The organism is Desulfobulbaceae bacterium DB1 (assembly GCA_001914235.1).
Classification (GTDB): domain Bacteria; phylum Desulfobacterota; class Desulfobulbia; order Desulfobulbales; family SURF-16; genus DB1.
The window spans coordinates 270740-289296 of sequence record MQUF01000006.1; the positions used below are offsets into that span (position 1 = coordinate 270740).

The following is an 18557-nucleotide window of genomic DNA, read 5'->3' on the forward strand; positions in this document are numbered from 1 at the left end:
CATTCCCCAATTTACCGCATCCTAGCAATTTTGAATCCGTTTTTTGATCTCCTGAAGAATTTCCTTTGCCGCCCGCAGGGCCAGGTCCCCCTGCTCTTCCGTCAGAATATCAAAAGGCGCGCCATCTGGAAAGGCATCCGGGTAACGAGCGGAAATATAATAAATATCAAGCTGCCGGGCATGCTTCTCCAGCATCCCGTTTTCCCCAAGATCCTTGACGATGCGAAAAAGAGAATGGGTGCGAATCTGATCAAACCCCTTGAACAGACAATAGCCCTTCAACGCCTTTTCAGCGCACTGCTGGCAGATAAAGCAAACCTGTGAGAAAAACCCTCCTTTCATGGAATGCTCCGCCCATTCAAGGTCATTTTCCGCCTGACGCAGCCAGTCACCGTATCTTCCCATGTGTTTCATTATTAATCAGAATTCACGCCACTATGAATTTAAACAGCAATACACCTGGTCATTCATCTTAAATGTCCATGGTGCATCCTGTCAAGCATCTTCCGGATACACTGCCCCCGTCTCCTTGCCGCGGCCCGATTCCGGAAAAATGGATTTTCCGCCGCATATGCAAGCCCCCCTGGGAACACAGATAAATCATGAAAAAACAACATATTACAACACAAATCATTGAGACGCTTCTCCTCTTCCGTTGTCATTTCCGGAAAAAAACCAGTTTTATGCATTCCCCCTCTCCCTTTCGCGATTTGTTTTCCCCCTTTTCCCCACGTAATTCTTCCGTGCGGACCACGGTATCCCCTCGAAATCCTGACAGAAAACAACGCATCCTTATTTCCCCCAAAAAAACATTTCAAAATGGCACACTAAATGCTATACAAAAGACACAAGCATTTAGACTTAAAATTCATGTTTCATTTGCAAATGAACTAAAAGGAGAAGAAAAGATGAAAAAGACAATCGCAAAAGGTTTGGCCCTCGCTTTCGCGGGCTCGTTGTTGATGGCTGGGAGCGCGCTGGCGTTGCCGAGTAACTTATACGACATCACTGGTATTGACGGAACAGCAGGCTATACTGATACTGGCGCTCAGTCAGTAATCCTTTCCGACACTGACGGCGCAACTGACGATGCAACTGCATTCTTGATGTTTGAGTTGGCTGGCTATGCCGGAACTAACGAATTTGGTATCTACGGTTTTACAGACAATGGTGACGGAACGTACGCCATCGGTGAAGACTTAATGCTTTTTAACGGAAGCGCAACTCCTCTTACATCTGTAACACTGTTATTTGACCTTGTTAACAATACAGTTACAAACCAGAGTACCAGTGTTACCAAAAACATCGGTACTAATTTTGGTTTCTATCTTGACACGAATCAGACAGACGGCATATTTTATTCACACACTTATTTCAATACCGCTGACAATAAAGATCATGCAATGATTTTTGACACATCGGACAACTCAGTAGGAGCACTCTTGGGCTCCGATGTCGTTGTGGCATTTGAAGATTTATTAGACCTTGGGGATCAAGATTATGATGATATGGTTGTGGGCGTAACAGACGTCACTCCGGTTCCCGAGCCGGCCACCATGCTGCTCATGGGTAGCGGCCTTGCCGGTCTTGCCGGTGCAGCACGCCGCCGCAAAAAAGCATAATGAGTTCACAGATATCAATAAAAAAACCGTTACTTCTTTCGGAAGTAACGGTTTTTTTATTGGCTGGTGCGGGAAATACCCTCACCCCGACCCTCTCCCCGCTTTGACGGGGGAGAGAGAGATTCCGTCAAGTGGCCCTCTACAACAAAAAAAAGCGGCAAAGAATGCCGCCCCAACGAACAAACTAATCGAACCAATTCAACCAGCCCGCCTTTCCAGCCCCACCAGAAGGACACTTGAGCGCAGCAGAGTTTAAAAAATCATTTAATCACTTCAGCAAGTTGCATGTCTGTACGTAGAATTTTATTGACTACAGAGGTGATATCCGTTTTTCTTTTTTTCGCAATCCCTTGCACGAATGACAAAATCTCATCATCGAGATACACGGGTATCATCAACTTTGCATCTTTATTGAAAAATTTTCCGCGCTCTCCTTTTGAAAAATCATATTCCTTTCTCATGTCATTTCACCATATTGCTTTTTTTCCGATTTTGTTGCTTTTCTGCTGGAAAAAATTCGGATAACGCCCTCCCCGTTCTCTGTTTTGTATGTATGGCAAGTAACCAGCAATTTCCCCTTTTGAGAGATGCCTAAAGTTATCCATCTATTTTCCGATTGACTATGGTCCGGATCAAATATTGTAAAGGCTTGGGGATCACAAAAAACTGTGGCTGCATCCTCAAAACTGACGCCATGCTTTTCTTTGTTTAATTTTTCTTTGTCAGGATCCCAGTCAAAATTATATTTCATACTATTGCTATAAGTCCTGTAGGTCGGCATCCCCATGCCGACACGTCCTGTCGGGAAAGGATTCCCGACCTACAAATGAAACGCGGGATGATGCGTGACGACACTAATCGAGCCCCTTACATCATCGGCAGCCCCAGATGCGAACCGATGGCCTGGGTCATACGAAAATCACTGAAGGCAAGCCCGGCCTGAAACAGCGATGAACCATTCTTGGGCTCGCACCATTTCACCTCGCCGACTCCGGCCAGATCCGGAACGGTAAAACCGGAGTCAAACTCAAAACATATCAAGGAATCACGCGGCAACTCCCGACTGCTTTGCAGCCGCATGCCGCCCAGACTCAGATCAATGGTGATCGCGTTTTCATCAAGCAGCTCCAGAGGCCGACGATCCTTATCACACAGCGACACCCGGAGAGGCGTTCTGTCATCGACACGGCGAAACCGGCGTCTGCCGCCATCCACGATATAGCCGAATTTTTTTGCCGTGTCCTGCAGCAACTCACAGCCGCGAATGTACTGATGACACAGGGTATATTTCGGCGACGAACAGAACATGTCTATATGTTCCGGCATCGGGATATATAATCCGCCCTTGGTCATCCTGCACTCATGACTGATAGTTACCCAGTATGGGCATTGTTTATTCGCGGGCTGCCTTGAGTCAATGCTCATCTCAAAATCATCCTTATGCTCTCATATTATTGCTTTGCGCCAGTAAATACTTAAAATACATGCAATAAAAGTGCCGCCAAAGAGCACGGGTTCCCGAGAATAACGAAACAGGCTACACCTTGCACGGGAAGAGGGGAAGCCCGTTCGCTACTTTGCCATTTTCGCGGAAATATTATAGCGCTTCATCTTGTCATACAAGCCGGTCTTGCCGATTTGCAAGTCGTTTGCCGCAAGCTGGACATTGCCGTCATGCTTTTGCAGGCAATTGAAAATAAGCTCGCGTTCCAAATCGCCGATAATGTCTTTCAGCGCTTTATCCCCTATCTGCTCGAAATATTGGCCGATAGAGCCGTTATGCCGGGAAGAGGATGCCTTGGTGTCGAACACCAGATCCTGTTCGGTGATAATGGAATTTTTGCACATGAGAACCGCGCGCTGGATAACGTTTTCCAGCTCGCGCACATTTCCCGGCCAACTGTGGAGCAACAGGCGGTTGATGATGCTGTCCGGCAGGAAATCCACATCCTTTTTGAAAGCCTGGCGGTAATGCTTGACGAAATAGGTCGCCAGATCGACGATGTCCTCTTTTCTTTCCCGCAGCGGCGGAATCCCGATATTGATGATATTGAGGCGATAGTAAAGATCAAGGCGGAATTTGTTGTCCTGCACGGCCTGGGCCAGATCGACATGGGTGGCGGCGATGACCCGCACATCGACATTGACCGGGCTATTGCCGCCCACCCGGATGACCTCGCCGTTCTGCAGGACGCGGAGCAGGGAGCCCTGCATTCTCGGGCTGATATCGCCTATTTCATCAAGAAAAATGGTGCCGCCGTCGACAATTTCAAACTTGCCTTTTTTACGGCCCGCCGCACCGGTGAAAGCGCCTTTTTCATAGCCGAACAGATCACTTTCCAGCAGGTTGTCATTGATGGCATTGCAATTTACCTTAAGGAACGGTTTGTCGGCCCTGGTGCTGCATTTCCTGATGAGATTGGCCACCAGCTCCTTGCCGGTGCCGGATTCGCCGGTAATCATAATGGTGGCGTCCGAACCGGCCACCTGATCGATCATCTCCCGCAATTCCCGCATTTTCCGGCTGGAGCCGATCATTTCATCGGCCTTGTCCTTGTTCTGCAGTTTGCGCTTGAGAACGTTAATTTCCCGAAACAGATTTTGCTGGATCTTTTCGCTTTCCTTTAACTCCGCTATCTTCTGTTGGAGAATTTCTTCGATATTGTTGTGAAAACTGAACAACTCCAGTTCATGCTGCTTGCGGCTGGTGATGTCACGCATGACGAGCATTACCAGCCGATCACCGAGATAACCCTGGAAAGGGGCAAAACTGTATTCAACATCAACCGCGCCTATGCGGGTTTCTTCCAGCCCGGTTTTTTGTTTTTCACTCACGGAAAGGATAATAGGACAGCACTTCCGGCAGCGATCATCGGCATTGCAGAGATGCTGACGGCAATCACGGCCGGACAAATTACCAAAGACGGCAACAGCGCTGGGATTCATGTATTCGATGATACAATCCTCCCTGACCAGAACAACCATCTCGGGCATCACATCAAGCAATGCCCGCCAGTTCCTGACCAGGCGGTCTATTTCTTCCTTGGTTTTAAGGAGTTCGAGGTTCAGGCTGTCCATTATCTACATTCTGGCCTTCAAAGGAAAACGCTCCGGATGCTCTATAATTTCCAGCGTCAAATCGATATCAGCTTCCGGCCAGAAATAATGCCCGGGCGAAGGTTCCTGCACATTTATAATGGCTCGGACTGACAGATCTTTAAACCAAGGAAACTCCTCATACGACATAAACAACTCCCTTCCTTGCGCCAAAAGCCATACACCATGGGAAGAGATGTGCGTCACCTCAACTTCCGAAGTGATTTTTCCATCCGTCGCTGATATCATTACTATATTCCTCAATGAGAGATTCAATTTCCTTTAACTCTAATCTCGAGAACCTGTAATTTTTTGCGAGTTCGATTTGCGGCTCAAGCCAGAATTTTGCTTCTCCATTTTCCGACACAACATGAATATGCATTCTGGATTCTTCCCTTGAGAAGAAAAAAAACCTGTACCCTTTCTTTTTAAATAAGGTGGGACTCATATAAAATTAAACTATTTCCCGCGGGATTATTATACCACAAAAGGGTTCAACACCGTCAATACCGACTCCATCAGCCGACACTATCTTGTCGGTAAAGGGTTCCCGACCTATAACTTAAGGGACTTTCCCCCTCTACCCTCTTCCGACGCCAAAATAGGCAAAACCGGCTTCTTTCATTTTTTGCGGATTATACACGTTGCGCAGATCAACGAAAACAGGTAATTTCATCCTGGATTTCACTTCCTCAAGATCAAGGGCGCGGTACTGATTCCATTCAGTAAACAGCACCACGACATCGGCATTGTCGCATGCCTCATAGGCATTGCCGACATACCTGAACCCAGGGAACATCTTCGCCGTTTCAGCCATTCCCTGCGGATCATGGGCCTGGATTTTCGCCCCTTTTTCAAACAGCGGAGGCAGAATGGTCAAGGCCGGGGCATCACGCAGGTCATCTGTTTCCGGCTTGAAGGTCAAACCCAGAACGCCGATTGTCTTGCCCGCTTCGGAACCACCGAGCGCTTCACGAATTTTTTTCACCATCCGGGCCTTCTGCGCGGCATTGATTTCCACCGCAGCCTCGACGGAACGCACGGCCACCCCGTTTTCCTGGGCGATGCGCAGCAGGGCCAGGGTGTCCTTCGGGAAGCAGGAACCGCCGTACCCTGGTCCGGCATGCAAAAATTTGCGCCCTATCCGGCCATCAAGGCCGATGGCCTTGGCCAGATCCACCACATCGGCACCCACCGCTTCACAGACGTTTGCCATTTCGTTAATGAATGATATTTTCATCGCCAAAAAGGCATTTGAGGCATACTTGATTAATTCCGCCGTTTCGAGACCGGTAACGACAAAAGGGGTGGAAATGAGATAGAGAGGATTATAAACCTCTTTCATGACCTCCGTCGCCTTTTCCGACTCCACCCCGATAACCACCCGGTCCGGCCGCATAAAATCGCTTATTGCCGCACCTTCCCGCAGAAATTCCGGATTTGACACAACATCAAATTGCGCTGCCGGATTTGCTTCCTTGATGACCCGAGCCACCTGGCGGGCAGTGCCGACCGGCACCGTGCTTTTGTCCACCACAACCGTATAATTTTTTATATGCCGGGCAATATCCCTGGCCGCCTCATAAATGTATGTGAGATCAGCGTATCCGTCGCCACGGCGCGAGGACGGTGTTCCCACCGCAATGAAGACGGCCTGTGCCTTTGACACGCTCTCCGCCAGATTCTCGGTGAAAGACAAACGGCCGTCTTTGACATTCTTGGCCACCAAGGCATCGAGGCCAGGCTCATAAATCGGGATCTCGCCTTGCCGCAAGCGATCAATTTTGGCGACATCCTTGTCCATGCATGTCACCCGGTGGCCGAATTCCGCCAGACATGCGCCGGTAACCAAACCGACATAGCCGGTCCCTATCATTGTTATGTTCATTGTTTTGTTCTTTTTGTCTTATTAGTCTTATTGGTCCAACTGGTCTTGTTGGTCCAACTGGTCTTTTGCCTTCTTGTATCTGACGCAACCAGAAACGGCGAGTTTCTACAGGGACATCATACAAAATGGCCCAATAGTTCAGCTCACGGGCCGGCAATTCATTTTTCATTTTTGTCTCTTTCTCAAACGCCGTAGTATTGCCTGTACCAATCAACAAACTTCCTCAATCCTTCTTCAATGGTCGTACTCGGCTTAAACCCCACATCCCTGACCAGATCAGCGACATCGGCATAGGTGGCCGGCACATCCCCATTCTGCATGGGCAGGAATTCCTTTTGCGCCTTCCGGCCCAGGCAATTTTCCAGCACCTCGATGAAGTGCATCAGGTCTTCCTGCTGGTTGTTGCCGATATTATAGATGCGGTAGGGGCAATAACTGGTGGCCGGATCGGGGTTTTCCCGGTCCCACCCGGCATTTTCCCGCGGGACGTTTCCGATGACGCGAACAACACCCTCGATGATATCATCGATATAGGTAAAGTCACGTTTCATTTTGCCGTGATTGAACACATTGATCGGTTTGCCCGCCAAAATGGCTTTGGTGAAAAGGAAATAGGCCATATCCGGCCTGCCCCACGGGCCATACACCGTGAAAAAACGCAATCCGGTTGCCGGCAGGCCATAAAGGTGACTGTAGGTGTGGGCCATCAGCTCATTTGATTTCTTGGTTGCCGCATAAAGAGAGACGGGATGATCAACATTATCATGCACCGAAAACGGCATTTTCGTATTGCCGCCGTAGACGGAACTTGATGAGGCAAAGACAAGATGTTTCACCTTGCCGTGCCGGCAGCCTTCCAGGATGTTGACAAAACCAACCACGTTGCTGTCCACGTAAGAGTGCGGATTTTCAAGGGAATAGCGCACGCCGGCCTGGGCGGCAAGATTGACCACCGCGTCGAATTTATTAGCGGCAAAAAGTGCGGCCACAGCCGATCGATCAGCCAGGTCAATTCCGACAAAGGAAAACCCAGGGATGCCGACAAGCTGCTCAAGCCTGGCTTTTTTCAAGGCGGGATCGTAATAGTCATTGAGGTTATCAAGGCCGACAACCTCCATCCCTTCAGTAAGAAGCCGCTTGGTCAGATAAAAGCCGATAAAACCGGCACCACCGGTGATAAGAATTTTTTTTATTTCCACAGCGTTCCTTTTTTATCTCCGATATCGTCGAGATTACACAAATGCCATGACTATGAAGAATTCAATCCGCGATCATTTCAAACTGCCCACATACCACTGGGCTGCTTGATCAAGCCCTTCTTTTACCGAAAATTGCGGTTTATACCCAAGCAGTTTTGCCGCCTTGCCTATGTCAGCCAGGGAGTGCCGTACATCGCCGGGACGAAAATCTCGGTACTGCGGACTCATTGGGGCAATCGCCGGAAGGATGGCGCGAACCCGCTGCTCGATCATGTGAAACAGCTCATTCAAGGTTGTTCTTTCACCAAAAGCAACATTATAAACCTGATTCAAAGCCTCGGGATTTTCGCAAGCAGCGGCCAAGAGATTGGCCTGCACACAGTTATCAATATAGCAGAAATCGCGACTGGTCTCGCCATCTCCGTAAATGTACGTTTGTTCTCCCCTGATGACCGCGGCAAACCACTTCGGCATAACCGCCGCATACGCCCCGTTCGGATCTTGTCGTCGTCCGAAAATATTAAAATAGCGCAAACCGATTGTTTGGAAGCCGTAAGTCCGGGCAAAAACATCCGCGTAAATTTCATTGACAAGCTTGGTCACGGCATAGGGGGAAAGGGGTTTGCCGATCTGATCCTCAACTTTGGGCAGGCCCGGATGATCGCCATAGGTTGAGCTGGACGCCGCATAGACAAACCGCTTTACCTTGGCATCACGGGCCGCGACCAGCATGTTGAGAAAACCGGTCAGGTTGTTTTCATTGGTCAGAATCGGATCATCAATGGAGCGGGGGACAGATCCCAGGGCCGCCTGATGGAGGACAAAATCCACTTGGCCGCAGAGATCCCGGCAGGTGGCAAGATTTCTGATGTCACCGTCGACGAACTGAAAGCGCTGCCATTGCTCCCGCCCAACCAACGCCTTAACCTGATCAAGGTTGTGCCGAAAGCCGGTGGAAAAATTATCCAGACCGATGACATGCTGATCAAGTTTGAGCAGGGTTTCCAGCAGGTTGGAACCGATAAAGCCGGCAACGCCGGTGACAAGCCAGCGGCGCGGCTCTTCTTTTAATTGATGTTGTAATTTTTCGTATGCACTCATTTTCGCAACTTTCCTTATAGCCTCCAGAAATGGATGCCGTTCTGTTTGATTTTTTCCATATCGAGGGAGGATTTCACATCGACAAGACATCCGTCCCTGCCCAAAGCACCAGTAAAGAACTCAAGCGGTTCCGCCAGATATTCCCGATGAGGCACGGCGAATATCAAGGCGCCGAGCTCTTTCATTTCCTCCAAGCGACACAGGGTGACACCAAAATGCCGCAGCGCGTCCTTGGCCTCGGCCCGCGGATCATGAACCAAGGGTTTGATGCCGAACGCCTGCAACTCATTGATAATATCAAAGACCTTGGAATTACGCAGGTCCGGACAGTTTTCCTTGAAAGTCAGGCCCAAGATGCCCACCTTGGCATGCTGGAGGTTGAGGCCTGCGGCCAGCATGAGTTTCACTGTTTTTTCCGCAATAAACTTACCCATGCCGTCATTGATCCGGCGGCCGGCAAGAATGACTTGGGGATGATAGCCGACGGTTTCCGCCTTATGGGTCAGATAATATGGGTCAACACCAATGCAGTGACCACCCACGAGCCCCGGACGAAATGGAAGAAAATTCCATTTTGTTCCCGCCGCCTTTAAGACATTCAACGTGTCGATGCCCAGATGGTCAAAAATAACAGCCAATTCATTCATCAGGGCAATATTAAGATCCCGCTGGGTATTTTCGATAACCTTGGCAGCCTCAGCTTCCTTGATGCTTGCCGCCGGATAGACCCCGGCCTCGATAATTGCGCCATAAAGATCCGTTACTTTCTCCAACGTTTCAGGAGTGTCGCCAGAGACCACTTTAACGATTTTAGTCAGGGTGTGTTCCTTGTCGCCCGGATTGATCCTTTCCGGTGAATAGCCGACAAAAAAATCGCGTTTCCACTCCATGCCCGATTCCTTTTCCAGGATGGGGACACATTCTTCTTCCGTGGCGCCTGGATACACGGTGGATTCAAAGACCACCACCGCCCCCTTTTTCATATTTTTGCCCACACTGCGGCTGGCCCCTGTCAGTGGCGAGAGATCCGGCTGTCGGGCATTATCAATTGGCGTCGGCACTGCGACTATGACGAAATCAGCTTTGCCGATGGCGGCCGGATCCGAAGTGAATTCGATACGATTGGCGAGTTGAAAATCTTCAGCTGAAACTTCGCAGTTCGGGTCAACCCCCTTTTTATAGGCGGCAATAGCCTCATCCTTAATATCAAAACCGACGGTCTGATATTTTTTGCCAAAGGCAATTGCCAGCGGCAGCCCCACATAGCCTAGACCGACAACGGCGATAGTCGCGTTCATATAATTTTCTCCTCTTCAATCCCGGAACCCATTACCTACCCCTCTCGGAGAGAGATAAATTTAATGTTCACTCTGATTCCAGAATTTCAAATTATTTTTTTATGCCCTGCCGCTCTTTTTTGCAAACTCTTTCGTCCGCGCTTTTATCTCATCTTGGTTCATACCGTCAATTTCAATCCCCAATCAGAAATCCGCAATCCGCAATTCGCAATCCAAAATCATTCCACAGTGACGCTTTTCGCCAGATTTCGCGGCTGGTCAACATCGCAGCCGCGCAAGTTGGCAATTTCGTAAGAAAGCAGCTGCAGGGGAATGGTATACAGAATGGGAGTCACCGCTTCATGGACATCAGCCACCCTGATCACGAAATCACTCATTCGATCAAGCTGGTTGTCGGAAGCGCTGCCCACCAGGATCATCCTGCCATGGCGCGCTTTCACCTCTTCCACGTTGGAAATAAGCTTCCCGTAGACGGCGTCTTTCGGCGCCAGGGCCAGAACAGGCATATCCCGGTCTATCAGGGCAATGGGGCCATGCTTCAACTCGCCTGCCGCATATCCTTCCGCGTGGATATAGGAAATTTCTTTCAGCTTCAGGGCCCCCTCAAGGGCAATAGGGAAATTCGCGCCGCGCCCGAGATAAAGGAAATCACGGCTGTTGGCGAATTCTTCCGCGATAACATACATTTCCCGCTGAAGACGCGGCAATTCCGTTTCAATGAGTCCCGGCAGTTCAAGCAGGGACCGGGCAATTTCTCTGCTGTTTTCGCCATCTATTGTCCGGCGCACCTGGCCGAGAAAAAGGGTCAACAGTAAAAGCGCGGTCAACTGGCAGGTGAATGCCTTGGTGGAGGCCACACCGATTTCCGGCCCCGCATGGGTATAGATGGTGCCGTCCGATTCCCGGGTGATGGTGCTGCCCACCACATTGCAGACGGCAATAACCCGGGCGCCCAGTTTCTTTGCCAAACGCAAGCCTGCCAGGGTATCGGCCGTCTCGCCGGACTGGGATATGGGAATCACCATGACATCAGGCCCAAGCAGCAATGTGCGGTAGCGGAATTCCGAGGCAATATCCACCTCAACCGGCACCCCGACCCATTTTTCCAGCCAGTATTTGGCCACCAGTGCCGCATGCCAGGAGGTGCCGCAGGCCACCAGTGAAATGCGCCGGATCGACAGCAACTCTTCGCGGCTCAAACCGATTTCAGGGAGATTGACCGCGCCGGTTTCCGGATTGATCCTGCCGCGAAAGGTGTTTAAAATAGCTTGTGGTTGTTCGAAAATCTCCTTCAGCATGAAATGCCGATAGCCTGCTTTTTCCGCCATCCCCGCATTCCAGACAATATGCTGAATCTTTTTTTCCACCGGCTCGCCGCTGTCCAGCCGCCGCACCTCAACGCCGACCGCGGTCAGCACCGCCATTTCATTGTCTTCAAGGAAAATAACGTCCTTGGTGTAGGGCAGCAGCGCCGGGATATCAGAGGCCATGAAACTGCCGCCGTTTTCCAGCACGCCCAGCACCAGCGGGCTTTGATAGCGGGCGGCGACGATTCTGTCCGGCTGCCTGCTCCACATAACGCCGAGGGCAAAGGAACCTTCCAGCTCTTTGGCCGCTTCCCGAACAGCTTCGGCAAGATCTTCCCGCAGATATTCCTCAATGAGATGGGCAACCACCTCGGTGTCGGTCTGGGAGGTGAAAATATGCCCCTTTGCCTTCAATCTTTCGCGCAGTGTCTGGAAATTTTCAATGATGCCGTTATGAACAACGACCAGTTCGCCGCTGCAGTCACTGTGCGGATGGGCATTGGCTTCCGACGGCGGGCCATGGGTGGCCCAGCGGGTATGACCAAGACCGATACGGCTGTCCGTCGACACCTTCTCCATCTTTTCTTCCAGATTGGCCAGCTTGCCTTCACAACGATGCTTTTGTAAAACGCCATCCTCCAGATACACAACACCGGCGGAATCATAGCCTCTGTATTCAAGTCTTTTCAATCCTTCCAAAAGAATGGGCACCACTCTCCGCTGCCCTACATAACCGACTATGCCGCACATAAACGTACTCCGTATATTTTATAAATTATTAAGTACCAAACTGAACACGCATGCCGATCCCCTCTCTTTGCAAGAGGGTCAGGCCGGACTGAACACGCATGCCGATCCCCTCTCCTTGCAAGAGGATCAAGCCGACTGAACATGCATGCCGGTCCCCTCTCTTTGCAAGAGGGTCAGGCCGAACTGGACACCCTTGCCATCCCCTCTCCTTGCAAGAGGGCCAGGCCGGACTGGACATGCATGCCGGTCCCCTCTCCCTTTGGGAGAGGGTCAGGGTGAGGGGAATTCCAATCTTTTTATTATAACTTGAAATTAATAATTTATCTCGATCCTTTCTGAAAAAGAACCGTCTTTATGGTTTGAAAAATTATCCAGAAATCCATGGAGATGGTCAGATTTTTTATATAATACAAATCATATTCAAGCTTGCGCAACGCATCTTCCTCCGATGCACCGTAAGGATAACAGATCTGCGCCCATCCGGTTATCCCGGGTTTGACGCTGTGCCGCAGGGAATAATAGGGAATAGAGGCGGTGAGCTGCTCGACAAAGACGGGGCGCTCCGGCCGCGGCCCGACAAAACTCATTTCACCCTTTAAAACATTCCACATCTGGGGAATTTCATCGATGCGCACTTTGCGGATAAACCCGCCAAAACGGGTAACCCGTGTATCATTTTTCATGGCCCATACCGGCCCGTCCTTTTCCGCGTCGCTGCGCATGGAACGAAATTTTATCACGTTAAAGACCTGCCCTTTTTCTCCCACGCGTTCCTGGGTATAGAAAACGGGCCCGGGTGATTCAATTTTAATAATTGCGGCGCTGATAAGGGTAAGTGGCAGGGAAACGAGCAGGCCGAAAAAGGAGACAATGACATCGATCAGTCTTTTGGTAAAAACGCACCAGCGGCAAACCTTGAACCCGGATGAATAAATGAGCCAGGAAGGGTTGACTTTTTCCACTAAAATCTTGCCGGTGAGCCCTTCATAAAAAGTAATTCCTTCAATAATGGTGATACCGTCGAGCTTGCAGCGCAACAGGGCACGAATCGGCGTCTTGCCCCGTCTGTCATCCAGGGCCACCACGATTTTTTCAACTTTATTTTTTCGACAAAGATCCGGAAGTTCATCAATTTCCGGGGAAAGCGCAACATTCTCAGGCAAAGGGTGGGCGGCACGTTCACCGATGAGGGAAACGATCTTATAGCCGGAATCCCGCTCTTTTATTATTGCATCCGCAATATTTGCGGCCATCTCCCCGGTGCCGAGAATAACGATCGGCTGGGCGAACATCCTCCTTTCCAGCACATAGTTGTACAAAAATCGCCAGAAAAAAATACTGCCGCAGATAGCGCCGTAACCAATCCAGAATATCCTGGTTGAAATCATGATAACCGGGATAAAAAAATAGACGATGCCGAGAACAACGCACCCCACCCCGAAGGCCTGGGTTATCCTGACAAAATCTTCCGCGACTGATTTCTCCGCGCTCAAATCATAAAGATCGAAAAAATAAAGAGAAAATTGAAAGATGAGGGTGACGGAAAAAGCCCGCAATGTGTACAGGGCAAAAGCCTCGGCGTAAAGCACCGGTCCCTTGAAAAAGAAATAAACGCCACTTATGGCCAAAAAAATCAGGAGCCCTTCACCCAGAAAAAAAAAGATATTCCGGGAAGGATAATACTTGTTCAGAATAAACGGCATCGAGCTTCAATACTCTTCGGAATAATATTTATAATAACCTTCGCCCTGCAGTCTTTTTTCAAAAAAATTCATCTCAAAGGCATTAAAAACAACACCAAGAATTTTTTCATGCCCCAACTGCTCCACAAGTTTTTTTACCTGCTCGCGGCCGGACCCACCCCATTTGACAACAATTACCACTTTGTCGACGTGCTGGGCAAGAACCGCGGTCTCTGATGCCGCTTGGGCGGGAGGACTGTCGAAAATAACAAAACGATCCTGATAACGGGAGATAACCTCCTTCATCAATTCAGACATTGCGTGGGAGGCCAGAAGCTCCGAAGGATTTTGCGGAGGAGTGCCGGCGGGAATCAAGGAAAGCCGTTCCATACCGGTTCTGACGATGAGTGAGGACAGATCCCGCCCGTCACGTAAATGGTCAACCAGGCCTGAGCCGGACTCAATCCCGAAAAAACGGGCCAGACTCGGCCGACGCAGATCACAGTCAACCAGCAGGGCATGCTGGGCAACCCCATGGGCCATTATCGCGCCGAGATTGGCACAGACAAAACTTTTCCCCTCGCCCGGGCTCGAGCTGGTAACCAGCAAGGAACGAATCGGATTCACATCCTGCAGATGGAGTATTTTCGCCCGCAGCCTCCTGAAACTCTCGGTAACTGCCGGATTGGCTCGGGCCGCGAGAAATCTTTCGTCCCAGCCGGCCGGAACAACCGGCGACCGAGAAGGCATGATCGTTGCCCCTGTGATTCGCGGCTCCTTCGGGAATTCTCCCGAAGGAACGTTTTCGCCCTCGCTTTTAACCGAAGCCGGACTTTTCCGCTCAACAGGCTTGTTGTCGGCGCCGGACTTTGAAAGGGCATCAAAAACCTTTCCCACTATGTTTCTCCTGAATTTAATACGATTAGATTTAAAAAGCCCTCACCCTGGCCCTCTCCCAGAGGGAGAGGGAATCGCCGCATGTTGTAAGGTTTGCACCAGCCCCGGCTGCCCTCTTTCTGAGGAATCGCCGTATCCAGTAACGCTTGCACCAGCCCCGGCTCCCCTCTCTCTGAGGAATCGCCGTAGCTGTAACGCTTGCACCAGCTCCAGTTGCCCTCTCTCTGAGGAATCGCCGCATGCTGTAACGCTTGCACCAGCCCCGGCTCCCCTCTCTCTGAGGAATCGCCGCATGCTGTAACGCTTGCACCAGCCCCGGCTCCCCTCTCTCTGAGGAATCGCCGCATCCAGTAACGCTTGAATCAGACCCGGCTGCCCTCTCTCTGAGGAATCGCCGTATGCTGTAACGCTTGCACCAGCTCCAGTTGCCCTCTCTCTGAGGAATCACCGTATGCTGTAACGCTTGAATCAGACCCGGCTGCCCTCTTTCCCAGGGGGAATCGTCTGCGCATGTTCAACTTGGAACTCGACGCACATCCTTTGTCATTTTGCAAGAGGCTCTAAAGAACAATCATGCCCTTTTTCCAAAAATAAGCCAGGGAAACGACAAGCGCGAGAGATGCCGCGACAAACAGCATGGTCCAGGCAATGGTTACAAGCTTCTTGCGTCTCATTTCCCCGCTTGTGTCTATTACCGGGATGGCGCAGACAATCGGCAGGCCGAGAAATGATTCCAGGTCTTCCGGTTCCTTAAAGGTGGTGTTGATAAGTTCCACGCCAAAGGCGAGAACTCCACCCATTCCCAAGCCGACCGCCATGGCCATCAGCATGATTTTGACAAAATCGGGCTTAAACGGCTTTTCCGGAAAATGGGCTGGATCAACAATTTTAAACTGGCTGCCCTTCTGCTGCTTTTCCAGACTGTGGGCCGATTCAGCCTGCAAACTTTGCGCGACTAATTCCTGATAGTATAAGTGAAGTTGCTCGTAATCCCTCGTCAAGCCGGCCCATTCGGCCTCTCGAATCGGCGTGTTATTAATCCATTGCCGGTATTTGCCGATTTCCTTTTCAATTTCCGCCCGGTCGGTTTTTAACCGAGCGATATTAAATTCAATTTCTTTCAACTGGGTTTTTATCTGTTCAATCTGAGGATCAATCGGCGGGGAAAGCGCACCGTCACTTTTGCCGTCTTCGCCGGTATATCCGCCCTCAAGCTCCTCGAGAAGCTTTTTCACCCGACGCACCTCGGGGTGCTGATCCGTATAGCGCGCTTGCATATCTTTCAGGGTTTTCCGCAATTCAGTGATTTCCGCCAGCCCGCCCGTGGCCTTGCCCCCCTGACCGGCGCTCCCCACGGTGCCGACTCCCCGCAACTGCTGTTCCACCAACTCCTGGCGCAATGACATCTGCTCCTGGACCAAGATCCTGGTCTGCTCCATTTGATGATAGCTGTCTTGGTTTTTCTGGTACTGATCCTGCAGAGAATTCAGTCGGGCCATGTTGTTGGCGAGCTGTTCCGGCATTTCATTGTAATACTGCAGTTTGTAATCCCGCATGACCGCTTCTTTCCGGTCAAGGGAGTCTTTGGCCATTCGCAGTTCGTCCTTGATGTAGGTCGAAGTTTCGGATGCAAGCTCCTCCCGATAGCGCATATTTTCTTCAATGAATTTTGCGGCAAGGGCATTGGTTACCCGTAGTACCTTTTTAGGGTCGCTTCCCTGATATGAAACCATAAAAATGTCGCCGATCTCCTCTTTAAAAGAGATATGCTTTGCACGCATGACATCAACCACATCCTCCATGGGAAGCGCGGCGCGCATCTCAGCGTAGAGGTCAAATTCCTTGATCATCGCCTCCAAATTGCTGCGGCTGGTTATCTGCTGGCTTACCGTTGCCACCACTTCCGAAGTTTTTGACTTGATGTCATCCTTCGACATGGACGCGGGATTAATCTGCTGACGCTGATACTGGATAAGCGAGGTACACTGATAAACCTTTGGAGTTGTAAGGTAAACCGCCAGTCCGGCAATCACTCCGAAAAAGAAAAAGACAATTATCAGTTTTTTCCGCCGTAACGCGATATCAAGGTATTTTTTTACGAGCTGCCGCTGTTGTTGATCCATGTATATCTTTTGGTTGAAATTGTATGATTGGTTACTTCCGGGACGGAGGGATTGCGCACGTTCTCCATTTACCAGCGCATCAGTTCCTTGGCTGCGGACAACTCCACGACAATGAGATGCTCATGGTAATCGGAGATCAGGTCGCTGTCGCTTTCCAGCATGCTGTATGAATAACGGCAGCTCAGGGCAAACCAGCGCATGAAGGAATAGGTCAGCGCCACACCGGCCTCATAATCGTCAAAGGTAGTCTTGCCGGCAATATCCTGCCAGGAATCCCGCTTTTCATAGGAGGCGTTTATTGTTCCCGTCAGGTCTTCCAGCAGGGCATAGGTCATTGCCCCGTCCACGGACCAGCTTTCCCTGAGATCCTCCCATGATCCGTCTGTTTTTGAATCAGCCGTAGTCACGCCCGTGCCGATGGAAATCGATCCCCGCTGCAGCAGGCGGGTGAGTCCGACATCCAGACCTATTTCCCTTTCATCCTCATAATACTCACGGGTCAGATAGCTGCCGTCCACCGATGTGGCCAGACGAAGCTGGGGGGTAAACTCATGGTTCCAGCCCAGAGAGCCGGTTTGCTCAACGAGATCCTCCTGGTCGCCGACAAAATTGGAGGTGGTGTAGCCATAGGTGCCGATGAGCTGATCCTGCTGGCTCAAGGTATAATCAAGGGCAAACAGGGTATCATGCTCTTTCAGGTCACTTGCCGTTTCATGCTGCCCCTTGGTGAATTGATAATTCACCGAAGCCCGCCACTGCGGGTTGAAACGATAGGACAAACTCACGTAAGGGGAATGTTCGAAATAATCTTCATACCCGCCGTCATCCTCATCGGTGTTGTTATTGTTGGCATAATCCCAGGGGGTTCTGTTATCGTTGATAAAATACCGATAGCCCAGACCGATTATACTGTCCTTGGCGTATTCATACTCGGCGCCGACGGCCACTTCATTATCCCAATACCTGCGCCTGCCGTCGCTGTTTGACAGATACAGGTCCACCTGCCCTTTTACCGACGGGGAGGCCTGCGCGTATCGCCTTTCAATTTCAGACAGCACCATGAGATAATGCCGTGACGGATCATAGGCCAGCGAGGGAAAAAGCAGCCGGGCCACTTCAGCCTGTTCATAGGCATCCGCCCGTTGAAAGCGCCTGCTGATGCTGAGCCCGGCATCCATATCCCGCTGCGGCGCGTTATCATTATAAGAATAATTGTCGGAAAGGGTTATCTTCAAATGCGGAGAAAGTTCCCTGTCGGCGGACACGAGCAGGCTGTGACTGAAATCGCGATCATCAAGCCGCTGATCCCAGCTCAGATCCGAGCTTGCCGCAAGCAAAAGCGTATCTTTCTCGCCTGATGAAACAAGAGTCAGGGTGGGCATGAAAATGGTGGTCCATTGTTCCTGCCTGTCGCTTTCCTCCTGGTAAATATTGGAATCATACTCCTGCTGCATGGAGACATTTCCCGAAAGAATTGTTTCCCTGCCGGAAGCACCTGAAGTCGGGTCCAACAACAGCACAAGCCCCACGCCGCCGATTGCGCATAAATTTTTCCTGTCCACGACTATCCTTCCCATGTTGAAATTTTCCCTTG

18 protein-coding genes are annotated in these 18557 nt (G+C 50.5%); 1 reads left to right on the forward strand and 17 read right to left on the reverse strand.

What is annotated here, in order from left to right:
- Positions 1 to 21: 21 nt before the first annotated feature.
- A complete protein-coding gene (locus tag BM485_07955; GenBank protein OKY75644.1) occupies positions 22 to 414 on the reverse strand; it encodes a hypothetical protein in 393 nt (130 codons plus the stop codon).
- A 494-nt stretch (positions 415 to 908) separates the two neighbouring features.
- On the opposite strand from BM485_07955, the gene BM485_07960 reads away from it, so the two are divergent.
- Entirely contained in the window at positions 909 to 1622 is a 714-nt protein-coding gene (locus BM485_07960; GenBank protein OKY75645.1) for a hypothetical protein, read from the forward strand.
- A gap of 260 nt (positions 1623 to 1882) precedes the next feature.
- Here BM485_07960 and BM485_07965 read toward each other — a convergent pair whose 3' ends face one another.
- The 16 genes from BM485_07965 to BM485_08040 form a co-directional block, all read right to left on the reverse strand.
- Positions 1883 to 2083 carry a hypothetical protein gene (locus BM485_07965; GenBank protein ID OKY75646.1) on the reverse strand — a complete coding sequence of 67 codons (201 nt, stop codon included), beginning with the start codon at positions 2081 to 2083 and terminating at the stop codon, positions 1883 to 1885.
- Positions 2080 to 2373, reverse strand: a complete 294-nt coding sequence (locus BM485_07970) for a hypothetical protein (protein OKY75647.1) — start codon at positions 2371 to 2373, stop codon at positions 2080 to 2082. The genes BM485_07965 and BM485_07970 overlap by 4 nt, the downstream gene beginning before the upstream one ends.
- A 116-nt stretch (positions 2374 to 2489) precedes the next feature.
- Positions 2490 to 2975, reverse strand: a complete 486-nt coding sequence (locus tag BM485_07975; protein ID OKY75648.1) for a hypothetical protein — start codon at positions 2973 to 2975, stop codon at positions 2490 to 2492.
- A gap of 219 nt (positions 2976 to 3194) precedes the next feature.
- Positions 3195 to 4700, reverse strand: a complete 1506-nt coding sequence (locus BM485_07980; GenBank protein ID OKY75649.1) for a hypothetical protein — start codon at positions 4698 to 4700, stop codon at positions 3195 to 3197.
- 3 nt (positions 4701 to 4703) lie between these two features.
- Positions 4704 to 4967 (reverse strand): integron cassette protein, encoded by a 264-nt coding sequence (locus BM485_07985; GenBank protein ID OKY75650.1) that lies wholly within the window; start codon positions 4965 to 4967, stop codon positions 4704 to 4706.
- On the reverse strand, positions 4927 to 5166 hold the full coding sequence (locus BM485_07990) for a hypothetical protein (protein ID OKY75651.1): 240 nt from the start codon (positions 5164 to 5166) through the stop codon (positions 4927 to 4929). The genes BM485_07985 and BM485_07990 overlap by 41 nt, the downstream gene beginning before the upstream one ends.
- A gap of 132 nt (positions 5167 to 5298) precedes the next feature.
- A complete protein-coding gene (locus BM485_07995; protein ID OKY75652.1) occupies positions 5299 to 6606 on the reverse strand; it encodes a UDP-glucose 6-dehydrogenase in 1308 nt (435 codons plus the stop codon).
- Positions 6607 to 6788: 182 nt separating this feature from the next.
- Entirely contained in the window at positions 6789 to 7799 is a 1011-nt protein-coding gene (locus BM485_08000; protein ID OKY75785.1) for a capsular biosynthesis protein CpsI, read from the reverse strand.
- A gap of 78 nt (positions 7800 to 7877) precedes the next feature.
- A complete protein-coding gene (locus BM485_08005; protein ID OKY75653.1) occupies positions 7878 to 8906 on the reverse strand; it encodes an LPS biosynthesis protein WbpP in 1029 nt (342 codons plus the stop codon).
- Between the two features lie 14 nt (positions 8907 to 8920).
- Complete coding sequence (locus BM485_08010; protein OKY75654.1) at positions 8921 to 10204, reverse strand: GDP-mannose dehydrogenase; 1284 nt, start codon at positions 10202 to 10204, stop codon at positions 8921 to 8923.
- Between the two features lie 218 nt (positions 10205 to 10422).
- Complete coding sequence (locus BM485_08015) at positions 10423 to 12261, reverse strand: glutamine--fructose-6-phosphate aminotransferase (protein OKY75655.1); 1839 nt, start codon at positions 12259 to 12261, stop codon at positions 10423 to 10425.
- Between the two features lie 320 nt (positions 12262 to 12581).
- A complete protein-coding gene (locus tag BM485_08020; protein ID OKY75656.1) occupies positions 12582 to 13964 on the reverse strand; it encodes a hypothetical protein in 1383 nt (460 codons plus the stop codon).
- A 6-nt stretch (positions 13965 to 13970) separates the two neighbouring features.
- Positions 13971 to 14840: a hypothetical protein gene (locus BM485_08025; GenBank protein OKY75657.1), complete on the reverse strand. Its 870-nt coding sequence runs from the start codon at positions 14838 to 14840 to the stop codon at positions 13971 to 13973.
- Positions 14840 to 15187 carry a hypothetical protein gene (locus BM485_08030; protein ID OKY75658.1) on the reverse strand — a complete coding sequence of 116 codons (348 nt, stop codon included), beginning with the start codon at positions 15185 to 15187 and terminating at the stop codon, positions 14840 to 14842. Before BM485_08030 ends, BM485_08025 begins: the two co-directional genes overlap by 1 nt.
- A gap of 213 nt (positions 15188 to 15400) precedes the next feature.
- Positions 15401 to 16963, reverse strand: a complete 1563-nt coding sequence (locus BM485_08035) for a hypothetical protein (GenBank protein OKY75659.1) — start codon at positions 16961 to 16963, stop codon at positions 15401 to 15403.
- Between the two features lie 68 nt (positions 16964 to 17031).
- Positions 17032 to 18525, reverse strand: coding sequence for a hypothetical protein (locus BM485_08040; protein ID OKY75660.1), 1494 nt, complete (start codon positions 18523 to 18525; stop codon positions 17032 to 17034).
- Between the last annotated feature and the right edge of the window lie 32 nt (positions 18526 to 18557).

Coding starts and splice junctions, on each gene's coding strand:
- BM485_07955 (OKY75644.1), bottom strand. CDS start 414: ATGAAACACATGGGAAGATACGGTGACTGGCTGCGTCAGGCGGAAAAT.
- BM485_07960 (OKY75645.1), top strand. CDS start 909: ATGAAAAAGACAATCGCAAAAGGTTTGGCCCTCGCTTTCGCGGGCTCG.
- BM485_07965 (OKY75646.1), bottom strand. CDS start 2,083: ATGAGAAAGGAATATGATTTTTCAAAAGGAGAGCGCGGAAAATTTTTC.
- BM485_07970 (OKY75647.1), bottom strand. CDS start 2,373: ATGAAATATAATTTTGACTGGGATCCTGACAAAGAAAAATTAAACAAA.
- BM485_07975 (OKY75648.1), bottom strand. CDS start 2,975: ATGACCAAGGGCGGATTATATATCCCGATGCCGGAACATATAGACATG.
- BM485_07980 (OKY75649.1), bottom strand. CDS start 4,700: ATGGACAGCCTGAACCTCGAACTCCTTAAAACCAAGGAAGAAATAGAC.
- BM485_07985 (OKY75650.1), bottom strand. CDS start 4,967: ATGATATCAGCGACGGATGGAAAAATCACTTCGGAAGTTGAGGTGACG.
- BM485_07990 (OKY75651.1), bottom strand. CDS start 5,166: ATGAGTCCCACCTTATTTAAAAAGAAAGGGTACAGGTTTTTTTTCTTC.
- BM485_07995 (OKY75652.1), bottom strand. CDS start 6,606: ATGAACATAACAATGATAGGGACCGGCTATGTCGGTTTGGTTACCGGC.
- BM485_08005 (OKY75653.1), bottom strand. CDS start 8,906: ATGAGTGCATACGAAAAATTACAACATCAATTAAAAGAAGAGCCGCGC.
- BM485_08010 (OKY75654.1), bottom strand. CDS start 10,204: ATGAACGCGACTATCGCCGTTGTCGGTCTAGGCTATGTGGGGCTGCCG.
- BM485_08015 (OKY75655.1), bottom strand. CDS start 12,261: ATGTGCGGCATAGTCGGTTATGTAGGGCAGCGGAGAGTGGTGCCCATT.
- BM485_08020 (OKY75656.1), bottom strand. CDS start 13,964: ATGCCGTTTATTCTGAACAAGTATTATCCTTCCCGGAATATCTTTTTT.
- BM485_08030 (OKY75658.1), bottom strand. CDS start 15,187: ATGCGGCGATTCCTCAGAGAGAGGGGAGCCGGGGCTGGTGCAAGCGTT.
- BM485_08035 (OKY75659.1), bottom strand. CDS start 16,963: ATGGATCAACAACAGCGGCAGCTCGTAAAAAAATACCTTGATATCGCG.